The following is a 22,103-nucleotide window of genomic DNA, read 5'->3' as shown; positions in this document are numbered from 1 at the left end:
AAGAAATCCTTTCAGCAATCTGAAAGGATTTCTTATTTTTAGAACATGAAAGAATATATATTACAAAAGGAAAGAATTTTTCACTTTTTATCACTCGCCTTAATTGCTGGGTCAATGTTTATTGAAGAACCCATGCACAAACTCATTGTTTTAGTCACGGGAATTTTAGGACTATTGGTTTTATCTGCCTTAAAAAAGCAAAGAATATTGGTGATTATATATTTGGTGTTGTTTTTCGGTGCCGGAATTTTCTACTATTTATTAACGACTGGAAAATTGAATTATTAAGAACATCAAAATGAAGAAACTTTTTTCAATTGCAGTCTTTGTTGGTTTTGCTGTAAACGCTCAACTCGTTCCAAAATTCACAGATGATATGGCTGCTAAATTGGCCGAGAAACCACTAAAATGCATTCATCAAGAATATCCCAATAAAACAGCTCATATCATTAATAATGAAAAAGAAGCTACCTTAACTCCCGTAGAATTGCATCCAAGTTTTTATGGTTGTTTTGATTGGCATTCTTCTGTGCATGGCCATTGGATGTTGGTTCGACTATTAAAATCGAAACCAAAATTGGCCAATGAAAAGGAAGTTTTAGACTTATTAGAAGCGTCTTTCAACCCGGAAAAAATAAAAGAAGAAGCCGCTTATTTTACAAAATATGCAATCTCTGCCAACTTTGAGCGAACCTACGGTTGGGCGTGGTTATTGAAATTAGATGAGGAACTCATGACTTGGAATCATCCGAAAGCGAAAATCTGGCATCAGAACTTAAAACCTTTAACCGGTGAAATCCTGAGGCTTTGGAAAACTTATTTACCCAAACAAACCTATCCTAACCGAACCGGAGTTCACCCAAATTCTGCTTTTGCCATGGCATTTGCGATTGATTGGGCCCGAAAATCGAATGATCATATTTTCGAAAATCAATTGGTAGAAAAAGCAAAATACTTTTATTTAAAAGATCAAAAAACGCCCGCCTATCTTGAACCAGATGGAAGTGATTTCTTTTCTCCAAGTCTTGAAATTGCAGATTTAATGCGTAGAATTTTGCCGCAAAAAGAATTTGCAAAATGGTTTAATCAATTTTACGAGAAACGAAGTATTGCGAATATTTCGCAAATTCCGATCATCAGCGATATTAATGATTTCCAAACCGTTCATTTGGTCGGACTATCGTTTAGCAGAGCATGGACGATGAAAGGGATTTCGAAATCTTTACCCGAAAATCACCCGCTTAAAAAGCAGCTTTCCACGACCGCAGATCAATTTCTAGCCAATGCCTTGCCTTTGCTTTTTCAAGGGAATTATGGCGGTGATCATTGGCTCGCAAGCTTTGCTGTGTATGCTTTAAGTGAAGAGTAATTTGCTAGCTAAAAATGAATTAATCTAAAAATAAGAACGGGCTTTGGCCCGTTTTTTTGTGTTAAAACCAAAACGCTTTAGCTAAAACGAAGGCAAAATTTCCTATTTTTTTGGTAAATATTTTGAATAATCTGGTTCTCCCGAATCTTCATCATTTTCTTCTGGACTTCTAATTTCTGTTTGTTGAGCTGAATTTGTAAATTGATTTTCCAGAGCTTTCAACTCTTTATTTTTCTTGCTTTTGCGTACAAAATAGAAAACCAATCCAGCGATAATAAAGACCGGCCAAAAGGGTAGGATTACAAGCATAAAATCACCCAATATTTTAAATCCACTCATAAAAGCCGATGAAAATTTTGCGCTAAACGAATCAGATTCTCCAATTGTATCATCGGTAACTAATTGATTTGATGTAAGGTTTTCTTTTTTAACTAAAGTAATTTCGAGGTCACACATTTGGCCGGAAACATAATCTATTCCTTCACTTTCTGTGCTTTTAGATTTCACTGCTCCAAGTTCATTGGCAAGGCTAGAAACCAATTGATCAAAATTATAGAGCGGAACTTTCGCCGTCAAATATTCACGTTCAAATCCTTCTTTTTGGCTGAAATTTTCAGAAACCAAATCGGCATTATTTTCCCTAATTTTTTGTTTTAAAATCGCTTTTGCTTGGTTGATATCTGCAACTTCAATTTCTAATACCGCTGTTTTGACAATGGGACTCTTCTCGATAACTGGTAGTGCAATTACCGGATTGTTTTGCATTTTTGGGTTAGATTCTTCTTTGGGAATATTTTGAGGCTGTGTTTTGGCACGTGTTTGATTTAGAATTTTATCAGCAGTTTTACTTAAAACTGAAATCACATTTTCGCCTTTTTGTAAAGCTTGATTAGCAGAGTCTAATGTTGACGCAACCTCTGTTCCGACTTTTATGTTCTTCGTAATTTCTGCAATATCTTTATTAATGGAATCTATTTTCCAACTACCTGATTTCAAGGTGCTGTCGATTTTTTTGCTTTGTTTTTCGATTTCCGGAAGGACTACTTTTCTCGCAATTCCATTGGAATCATTCACTCGTTTAGAAATAGAATCCAAGGTTTTTAAACCATCATTGGCTTTCATAAAAAGACTGTCGGCTTTTTTTATAGAATTCGTTGCCTCGGAAAATTCCTGTTTGCTGCAAGAATTTAAAACAGAGATCAGCATGAGCGTGGCAAATATTTTTTTCATTTTGATTTTTAAATTTTAATCGGTGCAAGATAATCAAATAGCATTCCCTTAAAAATAAAAAAAGACCTTTACAATATGTAAAAGTCTCTTTATCTGTATTTTGCAAATCAATTTACAAAAACTTTACAAATTAATCTTGCTTAAATTCACTGATGAAATGCAATTTTACATTTGGAAACTTCTCTTGTGTCATGTGGATTGTAAATGAAGAATCAGCCAAAAATACCAGCTGTCCGTATTTATCTCTCGCCATAAATCGCTGTTTTAAACGGGCAAATTCTTTGAATTCTTCGGACTTTTCATCGGCTTCAATCCAACAAGCTTTATGTATGGAAAGTGGTTCATAGGTACATTTTGCACCATATTCATGTTCCAAACGGTATTGAATAACTTCGTATTGAAGCGCTCCAACTGTTCCAATAATTTTTCTATTGTTCATTTCCAGCGTAAATAATTGCGCCACACCTTCATCCATTAATTGATCGATTCCTTTGGCTAATTGTTTCGCTTTTAGCGGATCATCATTATTAATGTATCTGAAATGTTCCGGTGAGAAATTCGGAATTCCTTTGAAACTCAATTTTTCACCACCCGTTAATGTATCACCAATTCTGAAATTTCCTGTATCGTGGAGTCCAACGATATCACCTGGAAAACTTTCATCAACCACTTCTTTTTTATCGGCAAAGAAAGCGTTTGGTGATGAAAATTTCATTTTCTTATTTTCTCTAACCAATAAATAGTTTTCATTTCTTTTGAAAGTTCCCGAAACGATTTTCACGAAAGCCAATCGGTCGCGGTGTTTCGGATCCATATTGGCATGGATTTTAAAAACAAATCCTGTAAAATCTTTTTCTTCTGGATAGACCATTCGCGTATCACTTTCCTTTGGTTGTGGATTTGGCGCGATTTCGATGAATGCATCAAGCAACTCGCGCACCCCGAAATTATTTAAGGCAGAACCGAAGAAAACCGGTTGTAAATCGCCGTTCATATAATCTTCCCGATTAAATTTAGGATACACTTCCTGAATCAACTCCAGTTCCTCACGCAAGGTAGCTGCAGCTTTTTCACCGATTGCTTCATCAATTTTGGGATCCTTGATATCATCAAACTTAATTGCCTCGCCAACCCTTTGTTTTTTCTCTTCTAAAAATAACTGAATATTATCTTCCCAAATATTATAAATTCCTTGAAAATCTCCGCCCATACCAATCGGTAGGGAAAGTGGCACAACGGTTAATCCTAGTTTTTGCTCCACTTCATCCAATAAATCGAAAGCGTCTTTTCCTTCACGGTCTAATTTATTGATGAAAACAATCATCGGAATATTTCGCATTCTACATACCTGAACCAATTTTTCAGTTTGTTCCTCAACTCCTTTTGCAACATCTACAACCACGATTACTGAATCTACCGCCGTTAGAGTTCGATAGGTATCTTCGGCAAAATCTTTGTGACCTGGCGTATCTAAAATATTGATTTTATGACCTTTGTATTCAAACGCCAAAACAGAAGTTGCCACAGAAATTCCACGCTGTCTTTCAATTTCCATGAAATCGGAAGTCGCTCCTTTCTTAATTTTATTCGATTTTACGGCACCAGCTTCTTGAATTGCACCTCCAAAAAGCAAAAGCTTTTCTGTAAGCGTCGTTTTTCCAGCATCAGGGTGGGCGATAATTCCGAAGGTTTTTCTTTTTCCTATTTCTTTGAGTAGATCTGACATAATTAAATTTGAGACTGCAAAAATCGTTTTTTTTTACCGAAAATGAAAACGGTTGTTTGGTGGGCTAAATTAATCGCTTTTTTTAATCCATTTTAAAATAAGCAAAGAAAAAAAATTTAATTAAAAATAAATTATAAATTTACTTCTGAAAAATTCATTCTCTTTAAAATTAAATAACCTTTACAAATGAAAAAATTTATAATTCTATCCGTCTTAATGTTTTCCAATTTATTGTTATTTTCTCAAATTGCTTATAAAATGCAAGTTGGTGATCAACTCGTGTATCAAGTTGAAGCGGGCAATATGGAATATGATTTCATCGTAATGCCTACAAAATTAAGTGCCACAGGAGTTACATTTGAGTATAAAATGACAGAACCGATCAACAAAACAGGTACTATTGCCATTACTGCTGATGCGCTGAAAAATTCTTTTGCAATGTACAATCGATTTTCTGGTGGAAAAATAGATTTAACGAACCAAACTTCTGTTTTCGCCAGTAAAAAAATGATGGATGCTGCGGAAAAAGGAAGTGCTGATTTTTTATTGAAAGGCGTAAATTCTCCGGCAGAAAATTTTACAACTTTGGAAGGTGATACCAGTCCGAAAAATAATTCAACGTATATAAGATGGATTAAAAATATCAACGGAACTGCTTATTTCTTAGATGGTTCAATAATGGAAAATAGTGATGGTTCTAAAGCAATTCGTTTTACTGATGGAGGAGGTTTCCCTTTTATTACCTACATGCAACTTGATTTTAAAATTTATCTGAAAGAAATTCTTCGTAAATAATACTTTTTAGGTGGAAATGAACTTTGCATTTTTACTTACGCCAAATTTCGAGTTGTTTCATCAAAACTATCTTCAATTTTAATTTATCTTTGTTGAAATTTATTTCGAATGGAGAAAAAAAACCAATTTAAATTGGATGGCAAAGGCATATCAGTTTTAGTATTTTCATTTTTATTTATTGCACTTTTATTGGGATTGGTTGTAGATTTTTCATTAAAATATTTTAATGAAGATTTAACAGCCAATATGTTTTTTAATTTATTGTCTTATCCTGTCATCTTTGTTTTTCCTATATTTTGTTTTGAGTTTTTCAAACTAAAACCCGAGAATAAAAAACTATTTTTTAATCTCTCCCCAAAAGATTTTCAAACCTATGTTTTGATTTTTCCCATGATGTTTGGGATGATGTTGGTTTCCGAGTTTTTCACAAGTTTAGTTCCAATAGAGGGAAAGTATTTGGGGGATCTTTATCAGAAATTTAGTCTACAAATGAATTTTCTGATTTCAGATCAATTTGCAACCATCGTTTTAACAGTTTTATTTGCACCCATCATTGAAGAAATTATATTCCGTGGAATTATTCAAAAAGGGTTGCTTAATAAAGGCGTAAAACCTTGGAAAGCAATCTTAATTTCTGCTTTCTTTTTTGGACTCGTTCATGGAAATCCTTGGCAATTTATAGGTGCGGTTTTACTGGGTTCAGTTTTGGGGTTGGTTTATTACAAAACGAAATCCTTGCTTTTGCCAATTCTACTGCATGCTTTTAACAATCTGGTCTCTTCTCTTTTAATTTTCTATGTGAGTACCGATAGTTTCGGTACTACCTTTAAAATTTCTGAAATTCAAATATTAGGAGTGGGAGTTGTGCTTTTTGCTGTTTTTTTTATCTTGTTTTTAAAGAAATATCCGGAAAGGTTAACTCAAATTTAACTTCTCTTTGTTCAATTTTCAGACTTTAATAAAGTTTAATTTAATCTGAATAAAAAATGAAATTATTATCTGAACTCTTATTTGCAGAATTCTTTGCCAGTCGTTTAGTTCATAAAGTTGCTGGATTAAAAATTGCGAAAATTGAGGGTTTAGAAATTCAAACAGAATATGATGTAAATTCAGATTTCAAGCATTTTTTGGATAATGCTTATAAAGAATATTTAGGTGAACCAGAAGAATTAGAAGAAATCATCACACGATATTTAAATACTTCAAATTCCCTCTACTTTAAATCAGATGAGAACATCAATATTAATGATATTTTGCCTGTTATAAAAGATTATAGATTTGTAGCGCATTTAAAAGAAATAAATCCAGATTTTGAACAGCATATTATATTTGAAAAATACAACGAAGAACTTTTTATTTTCTATGTTGAAGATTCAGAAACCAATATTAGTTATTTAAATAAAGAAGATTTAGCCACTTTAAACATTAGTTTCACCGATTTAAAATCAAAAGCGATTGAAAATTTAGAAAATTCAATCAATATAGAAAGACATGGTGAGGAAGATTATTTTATGTTGACCATTGATGGGAATTACGAAACGAGTTTGATTTTATTGGATATATGGTCGAAAGATAATTTTCCTGTAAAAGGAAATTTAATCATCGGAATTCCCGCCCGCGATGTTATTTTAATTACCGGAAGTGAAGATGAAGAAAATCTACTACTAATAAGAGAAAGAATTAACCATATTTTCCAAACGGGAGATCATTTGGTTTCAGATAAAATTTTCGAATTTGTAAATCGTAAATTTGAAATATTGTAAAAATAGAATTTAAATACACAACTCAATTACTCCATACTGCTTACCCATTACTTATGAAAAAGGAAATTCTTATCGCTACGCATAACGCACATAAAAAAGAAGAAATTCAGCAAATTTTAGGGGAGAAATTCAAGGTTACTTCTCTCACAGACTATGATATTCATGATGAAATTGTAGAAGATGGCCATACTTTTCACGCCAACGCCTTGATCAAAGCACAATATTGTTTTAATAAAACGGGTAAGCCAAGTTTGGGCGATGATTCTGGTTTGGTCGTTGACGCACTAGACGGACGACCGGGAATTTATTCTGCTCGCTACGCTGGAAATCATGATTTTAGCAAAAATATGGCGAAAGTTTTAGCGGAATTGAAAGATCAGCAAAACCGAAAGGCCTATTTCGTGACGGTAATGTGTTTGGTTGACGAATCCGGCGAAAATTATTTTGAAGGCCGCGTTTATGGTGATTTAACCCAAGAAATTCGGGGAGAACAAGGATTTGGATATGACCCCATCTTTGTTCCCGATCATTACCAAATGACCTTTGCCGAAATGAAAGCCGAAGACAAAAATAAAATCAGCCATCGGAAAAAAGCCATCGAAAAATTTTTAGATTTTATGAAATAATTTTTCGCAACAAATACCTGAATTTACTGGCAAAGACTTTACAAAGTTCTTTAAAACTTCGTAGTTATGTTTCAAATTTTAGAATAAATCGGTGTGCTTTTTCTAGCACAAATTTTGCAATTTAATCATTATACGTTCATCCGCGGTTTCTTCATTTTCCACAACAAAATTTTAGTCATAGCGTGTTAAAAATATTTCATTGAAAAATCGTATTTTTGCATCCAATTATATTTAAAGAAATGTTAGAAAAGATTGAGGAATTATTGATTGAAGTAGGAAATTTCAGTTCGACAAGTAAAGAAGAGATTGAACAATTCCGCATTAAATTCAGTGGTAAAAAAGGGTTGATTAATGATGTTTTGGCGCAGTTTAAAGAAGTTCCAAACGAGCAGAAAAAAGAATTCGGACAAAAAATTAATACACTGAAACAAGCGGTAGAAGCGAAATTAGAGGTTTTAAAAAACGCCAACATTGCTACGATCTTCGTTGAAAAAGATGATTTGACCAAACCAGGTTTTCCCTCAGAATTAGGAACCCGCCATCCCATTAATTTGGTAAAAAACAGAATTATCGAAATCTTTAAATCCATTGGTTTTGCAGTGGCAGACGGACCAGAGATTGAAGATGATTGGCATAATTTTACCGCCTTAAATCTTCCAGAATATCATCCCGCACGTGATATGCAGGATACTTTTTTCATTGAAACGAATCCTGATTTGTTATTGCGAACACATACCTCTTCCGTTCAGATTCGATATATGGAAGAAAATCAACCGCCAATGAGAATTTTATCGCCCGGAAGAGTCTTCAGAAATGAAGCGATTTCTTCACGTTCGCACTGTATTTTTCATCAAATTGAAGGGTTATATATTGATCAAAATGTGAGTTTTGCCGATTTAAAGCAAACCATTCAGTTTTTTACAACTGAACTTTTCGGAAAGTCTAAAATTAGATTAAGACCTTCATATTTCCCTTTTACAGAACCAAGTGCAGAAGTCGACGTGTATTGGGGTTTAAATTCAGAAACCGATTACAGAATTACCAAAGGAACGGGATGGTTAGAAATTATGGGTTGTGGTATGGTAGATCCTGCTGTTTTAACCAATGTTAATATTGATCCAGACAAATACTCCGGGTATGCCTTCGGAATGGGAATCGAAAGAATCGCTATGCTGATGTACCAAATGAGCGACATCAGAATGTTTTTTGAAAATGATAAAAGAATGTTGGACCAGTTTAAATCGCTGTAAACATTGATGTAAATTATAAAAAGACCGTTTCAATTTTATTTGAAGCGGTTTTTTTGCTTTAATCTAACCTTCTTAATTCTTTTTTTTAAACCAATGTTTCGCCTGATTATAATCGATGTAATAGGTTAGTTTTAGAGAAATATTATTCACCATCGGCTCTTGAAAAAGACGGTCAAAATTATTTTTAAGACCAATTTTCGACTCATTGAGATAGTTGCCTACTGCATTTCGATAGAGTAGTGTCAACTGACTTCCCGGCGCAAACCACCAAGAATAACGCAAATCAACATTCCAGGAATTGAAAGTTCCATCTCTGTTTTCGCTGAAAAGGTGAGTGTCAGTCGTGCCGCCATCCCTATTTAAAGTTGAGAAATCTTTGTAAGTAACTTCCGAGAAATAATGTCGGAAAGATAAATTCAAAGCCATTTTATTGTTAAAAGTATATTGTGATGTGATGGCGTTTTCTACCGTAAAACGGTTTCGCTTGCCCATAAAAATATCACCTTCTATTTTCCCAACAAAGCCTTTATCATTGTTTTCATAATTGATATTTGCATTATAATAAAACCGAAGATGATCAGAAAATTTGTAACTGGGATTAAAATTATAATCCAACTCGTATCGTCCTTTTTCATCAAAAGCGTAATAGTCGATATAGGTGTTTATTCGAAATTTCTTGCGACTGTCGGTATTAATAAAAATCCATGAATTTATCATGGCAGGAACTTTTAAGAATCTACCATCTGTTCGAGGTTCAAAAATGTCATTTTTTCCGATCGGCCAAATCATCAAGCCTCCACCGAAATTAAAATATTTTTTCGTTTGCATTTCAATACTGTTATGAAGTATCAGCTCGGTAAACAGATCGTTATCTAATCTTCTGGTATGTGTGATCGTTAAATTATAATTCAAAATATTTAAATCTCCTTTTGGCTGTAAAAATCGGTAAGAATACTTCGCATTCAGACGATGAAAATTAGTTTGATTCAGATATCCTAAATCATTGATGTCAAACTCTTTAGTGCGTATAAAATAGTTGGCGCCAAACCGATTTTCGCCCGAAACCTTGTTAAAACCCAGTGCGCTTTCGTTCCCTGATTTTGTGCCATCTTGCAGCACAAAACTCGCTTTTGAGGATCCATAATAATTGTAGGTGTTTTTCTTGTTATTAATATCAAAAAGTAATGCTGTAACATTAGCATCGCGGAACTCCCCATTTCTGGTCACATTTGTATTAACAAATGATACCGAAGAATTTCCGCTAAATCTTTGATCCAAAACAAAGACATTATAATTCGCCCACGGCTCGGTGGTTTCTTTTCTTATTTCACCCGTAATCCCATTTTTAATCACCGCTTCTGTTTTTTCTGTAACGGCATTAAAGAAACCAACTCCAAGTCCTTTATTGGTTCTTCCGGAGATTTTTAGTGCATTGAATAATTTTACTTTATCGGGATTTTCTAAAATAGTTTCGTCCGCATTTACCTCGGGATCTCTGGATGGATTTCCACCAACCCGTCTAGAATAGAACAAATCGCCCTTGCTAAACAGTTCTGTTCCTTCGGTAAAGAACGAGCGTTGTTCCTCAAATTGCTGCTCGAAGGGGGAAAGATTCAGTTCAGATCGGTCGAAAGATGCCTGTCCGAAATCTGGAATTAAAGTGAGATCCAATGTAAAAGCATCATTAATTCCATATTTCACATCCATTCCACCATTTAAATTGGCGGTTGTTTTCCCCTCATAATTATTCAAATAAGTAGAGAAATAGGGTAAAAAGGAAAGTCTTGTTGGAGGATTAATATTTTCAATTCCTTCTAAAACGCCGTCATACAGCATGTAAGATCCTTTTTTATTGTCCACAAAATTCCAATCATACATGGTGCTTGTCCTGTTGACATGTCTTAAGAAGTTAATTCCCCATTGCTGAATGTTTTTATTGGGGAATCGCAATTCTGAATAGGGGATTTTCATCTCTACAATCCAGCCATTATCGGTGATTTTGGCTGCGGAATACCAAACCGCGTTCCAGCTCATATCTTCACCCACATCGTTGGTGATTTTAGCATCGATTTGAACGCCATTCGGTAAGACCAAAAACTCTAAACTTTGTTGATGGTCGTTATAGCCATTAATGGTTACTCCAAAAATATCGTCCATTTCAATTTGGTCTCTTTCCGTTAATTCATGAGCAATCTTTGCTGGATTTTCATCAAATAAGATGGCACCGAAATAAACGCCCGTATCGTCATACAACACCTTCACTTCGGTTCTGAAAGAATTTGAAATAGGAACTCCGTTTTGAGGTCGTCGCTCAATAAAATTAGTGGCAATCATTGCATTTTGCCAAACCTCTTCATCTAAAATACCATCAATTTTCGGAGCTTGTGTAATTTTAACAGCCGCTATTTTTTTACGGGTAATGCTGTCATTTTCTGTGACCTGAGTGTAGAAAAGTTGATTGGTAATCATCAATATCAAAATAACAGCGTAAAATTTCATGGAATATTTTTAAATAAGACAAAGCTTTGTATGGTTTTGTTACATTTTTATATTTTTTTTATAAAAAAAAACGAACCGTAGTCCGTTTTATAGTGAATTTATCTTTTGATTTTTTACATTTTATTTTGAAAACGCTAGAGGATATTTTACGTTCGAATACGAATCAATATCAGCTTTCAAGGAACCAACAGCCAACTCCGCTTTGATGGCAATTGGAACGTGGTTTTTATCATTACTTACCCACAGGGTAACCCCTTCTTTATCTTTAAAAACTCTTCCGCTCAATACCTGAGGAACAATTTTAAGGGTATTGATGTAACCAAATCTCGTTTTCACATTCTCAATTCCCACCACTTTTAATTGAAAAGGAAACATTTCATCATCGATCCAAATATTTAATTTTTTTATGCTTCCAACTTTCAACTCGCTGTTATCCAAACTTCTTAAGTAATAAAAAGCAGACAACATGTCCTGAATTCCTGCGACTGAATTAACGGATTTCGTAGTGTTCTTTTCTTTATCTGTCAATAAAAGCGTTTGATTACCATGGTTAAAAACGGTTTCGAAATGTTGTGTGTACGATCCTTCTCGTACATTTCTCACATAAAAACTAGGTAATCCCGTGTTATAATTTATAAAACTTTCATAATGATCTTCTACTTTAAAAAATGCACGAACCGCTCCGGTGGTCTTACCATAGCCTTTTACATAATAATGGGGTTGTCCCTTATACGTGGTTTTTAACGTTGTCAAATTGGCGATACCTGCATTTAAAAGTCCATAATGAATGCGGTAACTTAGTTTCTCACCTGATTGGATGTTTTGGAGTTTCTGGGCTTTTCCAAAAGTTACCGATAATAGGATAAGTAATAATAAAATCTTTTTCATGCGTATGCTTTTGCAAATAATTTGCCACAAATATAAAACATTCGTTTAAACTGTTAATCTTATGATATAAATCACAAAACTGCTCTGCTCGATTCTTTTAATTTTTGTAAATTTGTAAGATTATTTCCAAAAATTTAGATTAATGATTACGACAGATATATTGATTATTGGAGCCGGCCCAACCGGACTTTTTGCTGTTTTTGAAGCAGGTTTATTAAAATTAAAATGTCATCTCATCGATGCTCTTCCGCAACCAGGCGGTCAATTAACAGAGCTGTATCCAAAGAAACCTATTTTTGATATTCCAGGATTTCCCTCCATCAATGCGGGGGATTTGGTTGATAATTTAATGGAGCAAATTAAACAGTTTCAACCGGGATTTACCTTGGGAGAAACGGCCCAAACTTTAACCAAATTAGAAGACGGAACATTTGAAGTAATTACGAATAAAGGAACAATCCACCGTGCCAAAGCAGTTGCAATTGCGGGAGGATTGGGAACTTTTGAACCAAGAAAACCCCTGCTGGAAAACCTGGCAGATTATGAAGAAAAAGGGGTGGAATATTTCATTAAAGAACCAGAACATTTTAGAAATAAAAAAGTGGTAATCGCTGGAGGTGGTGATTCTGCTTTGGATTGGAGTATTTTTCTCGCAGAAATTGCAAGCGAAGTTACTTTAATTCACCGTCGAAATGAATTCCGAGGTGCACTTGATTCTGTAGAAAAAGTTCAGGCTTTAAAAGATCATGGAAAAATTCAGATGATGACGCCTGCCGAAGTAATTGGCTTAAAAGGCGACGGGAAATTGAATGCCATTACCGTTGTAAAAGAAGGAGAAACTTTTGATATTGAAACCGACTACTTTATTCCACTTTTTGGTTTAACGCCAAAATTAGGAGATTTAGGAAATTGGGGATTGCAAATCGAGAAAAACGCCATCGTTGTGAATAATGCCCTAGACTATCAAACCAATATTCCGGGGGTCTATGCGATTGGTGATATTAATACCTATCCTGGAAAATTAAAATTGATTTTATGTGGCTTCCACGAAGCTACATTGATGTGTCAAAGTATTTACAACATGCTGAATCCTGGTAAAAAATTCGTCTTGAAATATACGACTGTTAGCGGAATTGACGGTTTCGATGGAAGCCGTAAAGAAGCCGAGAAAGCAGTGGTAATGAAAATCGATTAAATAAAACCCTTAAAAAAAGTACTTAGAATAAGACCATGCAGGATATTAATCTTAAAATTACAGCTCGAAACGGTGATGTGCACGAAGTGGTTGCACCCACTGATATGTCGATGAATTTGATGGAAGTAATTCGTTCGTACGAGTTAGCAGAAGAAGGAACCATCGGGGTTTGTGGTGGAATGGCGATGTGTGCATCGTGTCAAGTTTATGTGCTGAAAGGTTCAGATAAGCTCACCGAAATGGGTGCAGAAGAAGATGCAATGTTAAGCGAAGCTTTTCATGTTTTAGAAAATAGCCGACTTGGCTGCCAGATTCACATCACCTCCGAAATTGATGGCTTGGAAGTGGTTATAGCGCCTTACCCTTAATACCTCTTATATTTTTACCCAATCTAAAAAACCAAAACTACAAATATGAAAAAAGTAATTAGCGCAGTAATTGTTATCGGTTCATGGTGGACCGTTCACGGACAAATTAATCTTGGTAAAATGACAAAAGCTGCCTCAAAAGGGATTACAGCCTTATCATTTTCAAATGCAGATGCTCAAAAATTAGCAAAAGAAGGAGTCGATTGGATGGATGCGAATAATAAAGTTGCAAGCACCAAAGATCCGTATACCGTTCGGTTGAACAAATTATTTGCAAAACACAAAAATGAAGACGGGTTACCCTTAAATTACAAAGTTTATTTAGTTACCGACATCAATGCCTTTGCCGCGGCAGATGGTAGTGTACGCGTCTTTTCTTCATTAATGGATATTATGAATGATGATGAACTATTAGCAATTATCGGCCATGAAATTGGTCATGTAAAGAATGAGGATTCCAAAGATGCGGTAAAAAATGCTTACCTCCGCGCAGCAGCTGTTGACGCTGCTTCTGCTTCTTCTAATACGGTTCAGACCTTAAATGAGAGTCAATTAGGAGAATTTGCGAATGATTTGTTGAATGCAAAACACAGCAAAAAACAGGAAAGCCAAGCTGATGATTATTCCTATGATTTTATGAAAAAACACGGCTATAATGTTGTAGGCGCCTATACCGCTTTTAAAAAACTAGCTTTACTAGGAAGTGGTGAAAAAGCAAGTTCCTATCAAAAAATGATGAGTTCCCATCCAGATAGTGAACAACGTGCAAAAATAATTATGAAAAGAGCAGAAAAAGATGGGGTTTGGGTTGATCCAGGCGAGGTTACCTTACCAAAAACAAAGTTAACAAAGTAATTTTTTTAAAAAGAAATAATTCCTTCATTCAATTTGAAGGATTTTTTTTTTCAATACTCTTAGGTCAAAATAGTTTTTGAATCTCTTCTACCAGGTAGGTTTTTCGTTTTATTTTAGGAGCCACGTATTCCACGATTTCAAGCCCATTCCATTCTTTTTTCTGATAGACGGAGGCAGATGATTTCCATATTTTTTGTTCAATTAATTCCACCGATGCTTTAGAAAATTCTTTAATCAATTGAAGCAAGTCTTTTATTTTTGCTAAAGGGATATTCTTGACCTCATTTTCTGGGTGAATTTTACTTAAAAACAAAACTTCATTCCGAATTATATTTCCCAAACCTGGAAAAGCATCTTGATTTAAGAGAACATCGCCAATTTTTTTATCAGCATATTTTTCGAGTAAAATTCTTTGTGTTTTATCCAATTGATACTGTTCGGAGAATACATTTAATCCCTGATCAAATTCATGGTCTTTGTCGAGTTTTTTAATCCTAACCACATAGAAATTAATAAATTCATCATCGAAAAAAAGAGCAAAACTAGCATTGACTTTCTTTGTGTCATTAATCAAAAAACGACCGAATAAACCAAAATGAACGGTGATCAAAAAATCTTCGAAATAGAGGAGAAGATACTTTCCATAGGAATCGACTTCGAGTAATTTTTTGCCGGTTATTTCTTCTGCAAACGGATTATTATAGCCGCTACTTTCAGTAACTATTTTTCCTTGAAATGAATCTATTTTTTTTTTAAATACTACGAGTGTTGGTCCTTCTGGCATCTTTACTGTTTTTCATTTTTTAATATTTTCATCACGACCAGTTCTTCTTTTGTTAAACCTGATTTACCGTCATCTACCTCAATTTCATCTAACTCGCTTAAATATTTTTTGATAGAATCATTTTCATAAAGATTTATAACAAGCGGATGAATATAGTATTTGCGACAAACGGTACTGGTGTTTCCCAATTCACAAGCGACCAATTCTATGGCATTTTTTATTTTAGTTTTTTTATTCTCTTGCGTCTTTTGGGTTTCGATTTCTTTAAAAGCGATTAAAGCATTTACAGTTCCTGACCATGTTCTGAAATCCTTAGCCGTAAAATTCTCACCACTTATTTCTTTAATATAGTCATTGACCATCCCACTTTCTATCGGATGGCGCTTTCCGTACGCATCATAATATTGAAAGAGCTCTTTCCCTGGAATATCACGACAGTTTTTTACCGCTTTTGCTAGCTTTTTATGCTTTATATCAATGTCATGATAAATCCCTTTTTTACCTTTAAAAGAAAATTTTATCTTTTGACCTTTGATGTCTACATGACGATCCTTCAAAGTGGTTAAACCAAAAGAACCATATAATTTTTCATAAATCGAGTTGCCAATTCTAATGTTGGTTCGTTCCATTAAACTCACTACCAACGCCAGAACCTTACGTTTATCCAAGTTGTCATGGGATAAATCTTGTTCTAATTGCATGCGGATCTTGGGCAATATTTCACCAAACTGCAACATGCGGTAAAATTTAATGTGCTTTCTCAAAGCGGTCCACAGCGGATGATAGCGGATGATAGCGGTATTGCTTGCGCTTTTTGGCATCTAAACCTGTGGCTTGTAAATGGCCGTTTTGCAATGCACAAATCCAGACCTTTTCCCAAGCGGGAGGAATTGCCAATTCGTTTATTCGCTTAATTTCGTTTTTGTCTATAACTCTTTGCTGACCCGAGAAATAGGAAAATGATTTCCCGCTTTTTTTACGGATAATTCCTTCAGTATCGTTATCATTGGTATATACCAAATTGACCGCAGATGCAGATTTTTCTGGATCCTTCATTATTTTTAAAATTTTAGAAGGACTTATTTTGGTGATTATATCTAAAGAAGAGCTTTCCGATTTCATACAGTCTCTGTTATTTTTTTCCGCGGGTCAACAACCATAAAATTACGGCGATTACGGCACCAACCAAAAAGAACGCCCACCACATTCCTGCTTTAAATATCGTTCCGATGGCATCGCAACCAGTTAAACTCAATAAAGCAAAAACTGCTAGGGTAAGAATTGCATACTTTTTCATAATTTTTATTTTTAAAGTTATTAAATGTTTCATGTTATTTTTTATATTCGATGATGATCCGGTTTCCACCGGGAAATCGACTTTTTAATTTCGTCGCCAGATATTTTTTGTTCGAGAGCTTTGGTCAGTAAAGTTTTGAACTCGTCGTCATAAGCAAAACGCAAAGCCGCCAATTGTCCGAAAGAAAGTTGCGCTTCTACTTCATCTGATCTATTTCCGTATAGTTCAAAATACCTTAATTTAAATTCTAAACGTACAATCCGATTTTGATTTCCCAGGGCGTAATGCTGTCTTAACATGAGCGCTAAATAAATAAAGAGAAAGATTACCACCGAAAATAAAGTCCAAACTAATTGGTGGGGTTCATCATTAAAAACCTTCCAAATTCCCAATACTTGTAAAATAAAAAGAAGCGGAAGATAAACGAAATGATGGGGTGCGTAAAATTTTTTGTGGTTGATATAGTTTTGATTTTTCATAAATAATTCTTATCAAAAAGTTAACCATTCTAAACTTCAGTAAATGAAAAAACCTTATGATTGAGCACTTTACCATTTTTATTAAAAAGAAAAGCCGGCAAAATCTTCACGCCAAGCGCTTAGAAATTACCGACTTTTATGAATAATTGCTTTTTTTAAAAGTACAACATCAGCTTAATCAAAACCACCTTTTCGGGTTGGTTCTTTTACTTCTGGCCATTTCATTGGTTCGCCAGTTCTTGGGTTATTTGGCATTTTTATTCTTTCAGCGGATGCCTTTTCAGGATCTTCACTCGCCATATAAGTTAAGATGGCAATTGTTGCCACGTTGCTTTTTACATCATCGAAAATAATTTTATCGTAGGTGTCTCTGTTGGTATGCCACGTATAATTGCCATAACTCCAGCTTAAAGAACTCAGCATAAAAGCGGGTGCTCCAGCAGCAATAAATGAGGCATGATCAGATCCGCCACCACCTGGGTAACCAGGGAAAGAGGTTTCAATTCCTTTGGTTAATTCCTTTGGTACTGCACTTAACCATCTGCCGACATAATCATAAGAATGCAAAAATCCTTGTCCGCTAATATTTGCGATTCTGCCCGTTCCGTTGTCTTGATTAAATACGGCCTGTACCTTGGGCATTTTTTCTTTATGTGCCCAAACGTAGCCACGCGAGCCATTCAAACCTTGTTCCTCGCTTCCCCAAAGTCCAACAACGATCGTTCTTTTAGGATTAGGATAATATTTTTTTAGAATTCGTGCAACTTCCATCATGGTGATTACGCCGGTTCCGTTATCGGTTGCACCAGTTCCGCCATCCCAAGAATCGAAGTGTGCCGAAAGAATCACGTATTCATCTGGTTTTTGAGAACCTTTGATGACCGCAACGGTGTTGAAAGTAGGAGCGGTTCCTTTATCTTTTGACTGCACGTTTATTCTTAATTTAGGTGTTTTTCCGTGCTGAATCATCCGGTATAATTGCCCGTAATCTTCCAAAGAAATATCGACGACAGGAATCGTATTGGTTCCAGCAGAGAATATTTTATTTACACCAAATCCTCTCGACCAATAGGAAGAAACGATTCCAGCCGCACCGGCTTTTTCCAATTTTAAATTTAAAGTCCGGGATGATTCACCAATGGCAGTGATAGAATTTCGCCATTCCTCGGAAGCGGCTGCGGATTCTTTTTTCATTTTTTCAAAAGACTCGGGAGTTGCAAATTCTTTCCAATTATATTCTGGCCTTCCGCTCGGTTGGTATTGCGAAACCATCACTAATTTTCCTTTTACTTTTGGAAGCCAGGTATTAAATTCTTCTTTGTTTTTAAAAAGTGGCAGCATGACCACCTCAGCGGTGAGTCCTTTGGTTGAAGTTGCTGGGCTGAAAGCCAATTGTGTTCCTTCAATTGATTTGGCATAAGGTAAAATCATTTCGATGGTAGAGGGACCTCTTTCCCAAGATTTCCATTCGCCCCATTTTTCATTTTCAGCCTCGATTCCCCAATTCTGAAAGCGTTTTACCGCCCAATTATGTGCTTGTTGCATTTTTGGACTTCCAACCAAACGTGGGCCGATATCATCCATTAATTCAAAAGCAAGGGTTTCCAATTGAGAGTTTTGATAGGTTTCATCCATGATGGATTTAACCATTTGATCTTTGGTTTGTGCGTTTACGCTTACGGCAAAAACCGTAGAAACCATCAATAATTTAGCATAGTTCTTCATTGAATATAATTTTTGCGATGAAGATAATAAAATTTATTCGAAGCAACTTCGCGTTCATGGGCAAATATAAAAGGCGATAAGTTCTTGCGGAGTCACTTTAATTTTTTAATTTTATAAAAAAATAGATTATGAATTTAATTATCCGATTATTGGTGACTGCAATTGTCGCTTTCTTTTTAACCAAAATTTTGAGTGGCGTTCATATTGACGGCTTTGGTTCAGCGGTTATTTTCGCTTTGATCTTAGGCATTTTAAACTTGATTGTCACACCGATTTTAAAAATCTTGGGACTGCCTTTGACGATTCTTACTTTAGGGTTTTTCTCTTTGGTAATTAATGCTTTGGTCATTTTATTGGCCGCAAAATTTGTAGACGGAATGGCGATTGATGGATTTTGGTGGGCTTTTATTTTCAGTATTGCCTTGTCACTGGTTACCTCATTAATTAACGGAGTTATTGCGCCTTCAGAATAATTCAAGTCAATTATAATGGGGCGGTTTATGCTATTTAAATCGCTTTTGTATTTAAATGAACGCAATAAATCGCGTAAAATCTAGCTCAAATTAATGAATATGAAAGAATTCAGTACCGCTAAAATGGACGGAAGGACCAAAACTATAACGATTATTGTTTTGTTATTTCTCATCGTATTTCCCATCGCTTCACTTTTCTTTATTCCGCCAAAGCCTGCGGTTTCGATACCCAGTTTTATTTTGCTGTATGGCGTTATTTTTATTTCGTATGGTTTTATTCCTAAACGAATTGCGGTCTCTGACGATCAAATTTTAATTAAAAACTTATTCGGTTCTGTTATTATTAATATCAATGAAATCGAAACAATCGATAAAATTGAAAAAACAGGATTGAACCTAAGAACATTTGGTGTTGGAGGTGTGTTCGGATATTTCGGCTATTTTAATGGGCGAGACGTTTGGTATGTGACGAATATTCATAAAAAAGTAAAAATTACTGTAGACTCGGGTAAGATTTATATGATCAGTCCCGAAAATCCTGCCGATTTCGAAAACGTGATTTCGCAAAGAAAAGAGGCTCTTGACTAGAGAAAAGTCTTTTTTTTAATTTCTATATTTGTAGCACTCTAAAATTCTAAATTAATTTTAATGAAAATCAAACATACTTTAGTCGCTTTTGCAGCGCCTTTCCTTATGAATGCTCAAAATGTGATGATGCCAGAAACGCTTTGGACCCTAAATAAGATAGGAGTGTCGGCCGTTTCACCCGATCAGAATTCCCTTATTTACAGCGTGGGAAAAACCGATTTGAAAACCGAAAAAACCAACAAAAAGAACTTTTTATTTACGATCAAAAATGCCGAGGCAACGGCTTTGGATTTAGGAAAAAAATCTTTAATTCAATGGGATGCCAACGGGATATACGCGCAAGAGGGTGAGCAGATTTATCTTTCTAAAGATGCCGGAAAAACCTGGTCAGATTTTTACACCGTGGGAAAAGTTGACAATATCGTCATTGCTCCTGATGGAAAAAAAATCGCTTTCAGCAAAGAAGTTTTGGTCGAAAAACTATTGGGAAAAGAAAAATACGCTGATACACCAAAATCTACGGCGCATATTTATACGGACCTAAACCACCGTCATTGGGATTACTTCAATGAAGGCAAATACAATCATGTTTTTGTGGTTGATGTTTCTAAAACAGTTGACCTTGCCAAAGATTTATTAGAAGGAAAACCGTGGGATTCCCCGCAAAGACCTTTTGGTGGAACCGAGGATTTTATTTGGACTCCAGATTCTAAGCAGTTACTGTATGTGACCAAACCTTTGAGTGGTTCCGAATATGCCCATTCAACCAATACCGATATTTTCGCTTATGATTTGCAGACAGGAACCTTAAAAAATCTGACAGAAAGTAACAAAGGATATGATGTTTCTCCTAATTTTTCACCAGATGGAAAATACCTTTACTGGATGTCGATGGAGAGAGATGGTTATGAAGCCGATAAAAATGACCTAAAAATCATGGATTGGAAATCCGGTAAAACAACAAATTTGACGAAAAGTTGGGACGAAAGTATTACCGGCTCTGTATTCTGGACACCAGATGCGAAAACCATTTACTTTACCACGGCATTTAGAGGAACCAAACACCTATTTTCCTTGAATCCCAAAAACGCTAAAATTCAACAAATTACCAAAGGCGATTTTGATGTTAATGATATCTACGCACTCCAAAACAACGCGTTGTTGGTTTCTAGAAACGATATGAATCACAATGCTGATTTATTTACCGTGGATTTGAAAAATGGCACAATGAAGCAGGTAACAGCAGTGAATAAGAAAATTTATGAAAGTATTAAACCGTCCAAAACAGAACTTAAAATGGTGAAAACCACTGACGGAAAAGAAATGGGAGTTTGGTTTATTTATCCCCCTAATTTTGATCCGGCAAAAAAATACCCAACTTTATTATATTGTCAGGGTGGGCCACAATCCGCTTTAACCCAGTTTTTCAGCGTTCGTTGGAATTTTGCATTGATGGCTGCAAATGACTATATCGTAGTTGCACCAAACCGACGTGGTATGCCAGGTTGGGGAACGAAATGGAATGAAGATATTTCTAAAGATTGGGGTGGCCAAGTCATGCAGGATTACTTAGCTGCGGCGGATTATGCCAAAACTTTAGCGTATGTAGATGGTGACAGAATGGGCGTGGTAGGAGCCAGCTACGGAGGTTATAGTGCAATGATGTTGGCAGGCATTCATGAAAACCGTTTCAAAACGTTTATCGCACACGATGGACTTTTCGATATGAAATCCTGGTATTTGACCACTGAAGAATTGTTCTTCGCAAAATGGGATTTAGGGGGTTCGCCGTACGATGAACCGACACCCAAATCGTATACCGAGTTTAATCCATCAAACTATGTGAACAAATGGAATAAGCCAATGATGATCATTCAAGGTGGAATTGATTACAGAGTTCCTTACGAACAAGGTCAGGAAGCTTTCCAGGCAGCGAAACTGCAAGGTTTAAAAGCGAAGTTCCTTTATTTCCCGAACGAAAACCACTGGGTTTTACACCCACAAAACGGTTTGGTTTGGCAGCGAGAATTTTTCGATTGGCTGAAAGAAACTTTATAGATTAGAGAAGTTCAGAGAAATCTGAACTTCTTTTTTTTTGAGATAATAGAAAAACGATTCCTCTGCAAACTAAGGAACGAGTTTTGAAGATTCAAATAAAAAGAACCAGATGAGTCAATCGTCGCTGCTCGGTCG

The 22,103-nt window shown here is 35.4% G+C and carries 23 protein-coding genes; 13 read left to right on the top strand and 10 right to left on the bottom strand.

Annotation, left to right across the window (positions count from 1 at the left end):
- Window positions 1–45: 45 nt before the first annotated feature.
- Together QWY78_RS09155 and QWY78_RS09150 are read left to right on the top strand one after the other, a co-directional pair.
- Window positions 46–288, top strand: coding sequence for a hypothetical protein (locus QWY78_RS09155; RefSeq protein WP_290219027.1), 243 nt, complete (start codon window positions 46–48; stop codon window positions 286–288).
- A gap of 10 nt (window positions 289–298) precedes the next feature.
- A complete protein-coding gene (locus QWY78_RS09150) occupies window positions 299–1,369 on the top strand; it encodes a DUF2891 domain-containing protein (protein ID WP_290219025.1) in 1,071 nt (356 codons plus the stop codon).
- Between the two features lie 102 nt (window positions 1,370–1,471).
- Here the strand turns inward: QWY78_RS09150 and QWY78_RS09145 are convergent, their stop codons facing one another.
- Both QWY78_RS09145 and QWY78_RS09140 read right to left on the bottom strand, forming a co-directional pair.
- A complete protein-coding gene (locus QWY78_RS09145; RefSeq protein ID WP_290219022.1) occupies window positions 1,472–2,599 on the bottom strand; it encodes a DUF4349 domain-containing protein in 1,128 nt (375 codons plus the stop codon).
- Window positions 2,600–2,729: 130 nt separating this feature from the next.
- A complete protein-coding gene (locus QWY78_RS09140; RefSeq protein ID WP_290219019.1) occupies window positions 2,730–4,325 on the bottom strand; it encodes a peptide chain release factor 3 in 1,596 nt (531 codons plus the stop codon).
- Window positions 4,326–4,511: 186 nt separating this feature from the next.
- On the opposite strand from QWY78_RS09140, the gene QWY78_RS09135 reads away from it, so the two are divergent.
- The 5 genes from QWY78_RS09135 to pheS all read left to right on the top strand — a co-directional run bounded on the left by QWY78_RS09135 (window position 4,512) and on the right by pheS (window position 8,759).
- The gene (locus QWY78_RS09135) at window positions 4,512–5,120 is read left to right on the top strand and encodes a hypothetical protein (protein ID WP_290219018.1); all 609 of its coding nucleotides are present in this window, start codon (window positions 4,512–4,514) and stop codon (window positions 5,118–5,120) included.
- 108 nt (window positions 5,121–5,228) lie between these two features.
- Window positions 5,229–6,050, top strand: coding sequence for a CPBP family intramembrane glutamic endopeptidase (locus tag QWY78_RS09130; RefSeq protein WP_290219015.1), 822 nt, complete (start codon window positions 5,229–5,231; stop codon window positions 6,048–6,050).
- A gap of 56 nt (window positions 6,051–6,106) precedes the next feature.
- Window positions 6,107–6,883 carry a DUF1444 family protein gene (locus QWY78_RS09125; protein WP_290219012.1) on the top strand — a complete coding sequence of 259 codons (777 nt, stop codon included), beginning with the start codon at window positions 6,107–6,109 and terminating at the stop codon, window positions 6,881–6,883.
- Between the two features lie 53 nt (window positions 6,884–6,936).
- Complete coding sequence (gene rdgB / locus QWY78_RS09120; RefSeq protein WP_290219011.1) at window positions 6,937–7,509, top strand: RdgB/HAM1 family non-canonical purine NTP pyrophosphatase; 573 nt, start codon at window positions 6,937–6,939, stop codon at window positions 7,507–7,509.
- Between the two features lie 239 nt (window positions 7,510–7,748).
- Complete coding sequence (gene pheS, locus QWY78_RS09115) at window positions 7,749–8,759, top strand: phenylalanine--tRNA ligase subunit alpha (protein ID WP_290219008.1); 1,011 nt, start codon at window positions 7,749–7,751, stop codon at window positions 8,757–8,759.
- A 72-nt stretch (window positions 8,760–8,831) separates the two neighbouring features.
- Here the strand turns inward: pheS and QWY78_RS09110 are convergent, their stop codons facing one another.
- Together QWY78_RS09110 and QWY78_RS09105 are read right to left on the bottom strand one after the other, a co-directional pair.
- A complete protein-coding gene (locus QWY78_RS09110; protein ID WP_290219006.1) occupies window positions 8,832–11,258 on the bottom strand; it encodes a DUF5916 domain-containing protein in 2,427 nt (808 codons plus the stop codon).
- Between the two features lie 120 nt (window positions 11,259–11,378).
- Complete coding sequence (locus QWY78_RS09105) at window positions 11,379–12,146, bottom strand: DUF3108 domain-containing protein (protein ID WP_290219004.1); 768 nt, start codon at window positions 12,144–12,146, stop codon at window positions 11,379–11,381.
- 142 nt (window positions 12,147–12,288) lie between these two features.
- On the opposite strand from QWY78_RS09105, the gene QWY78_RS09100 reads away from it, so the two are divergent.
- Genes QWY78_RS09100 through QWY78_RS09090 form a run of 3 tightly spaced genes read left to right on the top strand, consistent with a single transcriptional unit; the run spans window position 12,289 to window position 14,564 of the window.
- Window positions 12,289–13,341: an NAD(P)/FAD-dependent oxidoreductase gene (locus QWY78_RS09100; protein ID WP_290219002.1), complete on the top strand. Its 1,053-nt coding sequence runs from the start codon at window positions 12,289–12,291 to the stop codon at window positions 13,339–13,341.
- Between the two features lie 35 nt (window positions 13,342–13,376).
- Entirely contained in the window at window positions 13,377–13,709 is a 333-nt protein-coding gene (locus QWY78_RS09095) for a 2Fe-2S iron-sulfur cluster-binding family protein (protein ID WP_290219000.1), read from the top strand.
- 45 nt (window positions 13,710–13,754) lie between these two features.
- Window positions 13,755–14,564: a M48 family metallopeptidase gene (locus tag QWY78_RS09090; RefSeq protein ID WP_290218997.1), complete on the top strand. Its 810-nt coding sequence runs from the start codon at window positions 13,755–13,757 to the stop codon at window positions 14,562–14,564.
- Window positions 14,565–14,628: 64 nt separating this feature from the next.
- On the opposite strand, the gene QWY78_RS09085 is transcribed toward QWY78_RS09090, so the two are convergent.
- The 6 genes from QWY78_RS09085 to QWY78_RS09060 form a co-directional block, all read right to left on the bottom strand.
- Entirely contained in the window at window positions 14,629–15,348 is a 720-nt protein-coding gene (locus tag QWY78_RS09085) for a DNA-formamidopyrimidine glycosylase family protein (protein WP_290218995.1), read from the bottom strand.
- A gap of 2 nt (window positions 15,349–15,350) precedes the next feature.
- Complete coding sequence (locus tag QWY78_RS09080) at window positions 15,351–16,085, bottom strand: DNA topoisomerase IB (protein WP_290218994.1); 735 nt, start codon at window positions 16,083–16,085, stop codon at window positions 15,351–15,353.
- A gap of 10 nt (window positions 16,086–16,095) precedes the next feature.
- The gene (locus tag QWY78_RS09075) at window positions 16,096–16,404 is read right to left on the bottom strand and encodes a hypothetical protein (protein ID WP_290218992.1); all 309 of its coding nucleotides are present in this window, start codon (window positions 16,402–16,404) and stop codon (window positions 16,096–16,098) included.
- 76 nt (window positions 16,405–16,480) lie between these two features.
- The gene (locus QWY78_RS09070) at window positions 16,481–16,645 is read right to left on the bottom strand and encodes a phosphatidate cytidylyltransferase (RefSeq protein ID WP_290218990.1); all 165 of its coding nucleotides are present in this window, start codon (window positions 16,643–16,645) and stop codon (window positions 16,481–16,483) included.
- Between the two features lie 41 nt (window positions 16,646–16,686).
- Entirely contained in the window at window positions 16,687–17,124 is a 438-nt protein-coding gene (locus QWY78_RS09065) for a DUF6526 family protein (protein WP_290218988.1), read from the bottom strand.
- A gap of 174 nt (window positions 17,125–17,298) precedes the next feature.
- On the bottom strand, window positions 17,299–18,849 hold the full coding sequence (locus QWY78_RS09060; RefSeq protein ID WP_290218986.1) for a M20/M25/M40 family metallo-hydrolase: 1,551 nt from the start codon (window positions 18,847–18,849) through the stop codon (window positions 17,299–17,301).
- Between the two features lie 128 nt (window positions 18,850–18,977).
- Here QWY78_RS09060 and QWY78_RS09055 point away from each other — a divergent pair, with 128 nt between their 5' ends.
- The 3 genes from QWY78_RS09055 to QWY78_RS09045 all read left to right on the top strand — a co-directional run bounded on the left by QWY78_RS09055 (window position 18,978) and on the right by QWY78_RS09045 (window position 21,968).
- Window positions 18,978–19,322, top strand: coding sequence for a phage holin family protein (locus QWY78_RS09055; RefSeq protein ID WP_290218984.1), 345 nt, complete (start codon window positions 18,978–18,980; stop codon window positions 19,320–19,322).
- Between the two features lie 99 nt (window positions 19,323–19,421).
- Window positions 19,422–19,910, top strand: coding sequence for a PH domain-containing protein (locus QWY78_RS09050; RefSeq protein WP_290218982.1), 489 nt, complete (start codon window positions 19,422–19,424; stop codon window positions 19,908–19,910).
- 60 nt (window positions 19,911–19,970) lie between these two features.
- Window positions 19,971–21,968, top strand: a complete 1,998-nt coding sequence (locus QWY78_RS09045) for a S9 family peptidase (RefSeq protein ID WP_290218959.1) — start codon at window positions 19,971–19,973, stop codon at window positions 21,966–21,968.
- Window positions 21,969–22,103 lie beyond the last annotated feature (135 nt).

The sequence above is a fragment of the Kaistella yonginensis genome, assembly GCF_030409525.1.
GTDB classification, from domain to species: Bacteria; Bacteroidota; Bacteroidia; order Flavobacteriales; family Weeksellaceae; genus Kaistella; species Kaistella yonginensis.
The sequence above is the reverse complement of the archived record's forward strand: the minus strand, read 5'-3'. Positions and strand labels throughout refer to the sequence as shown.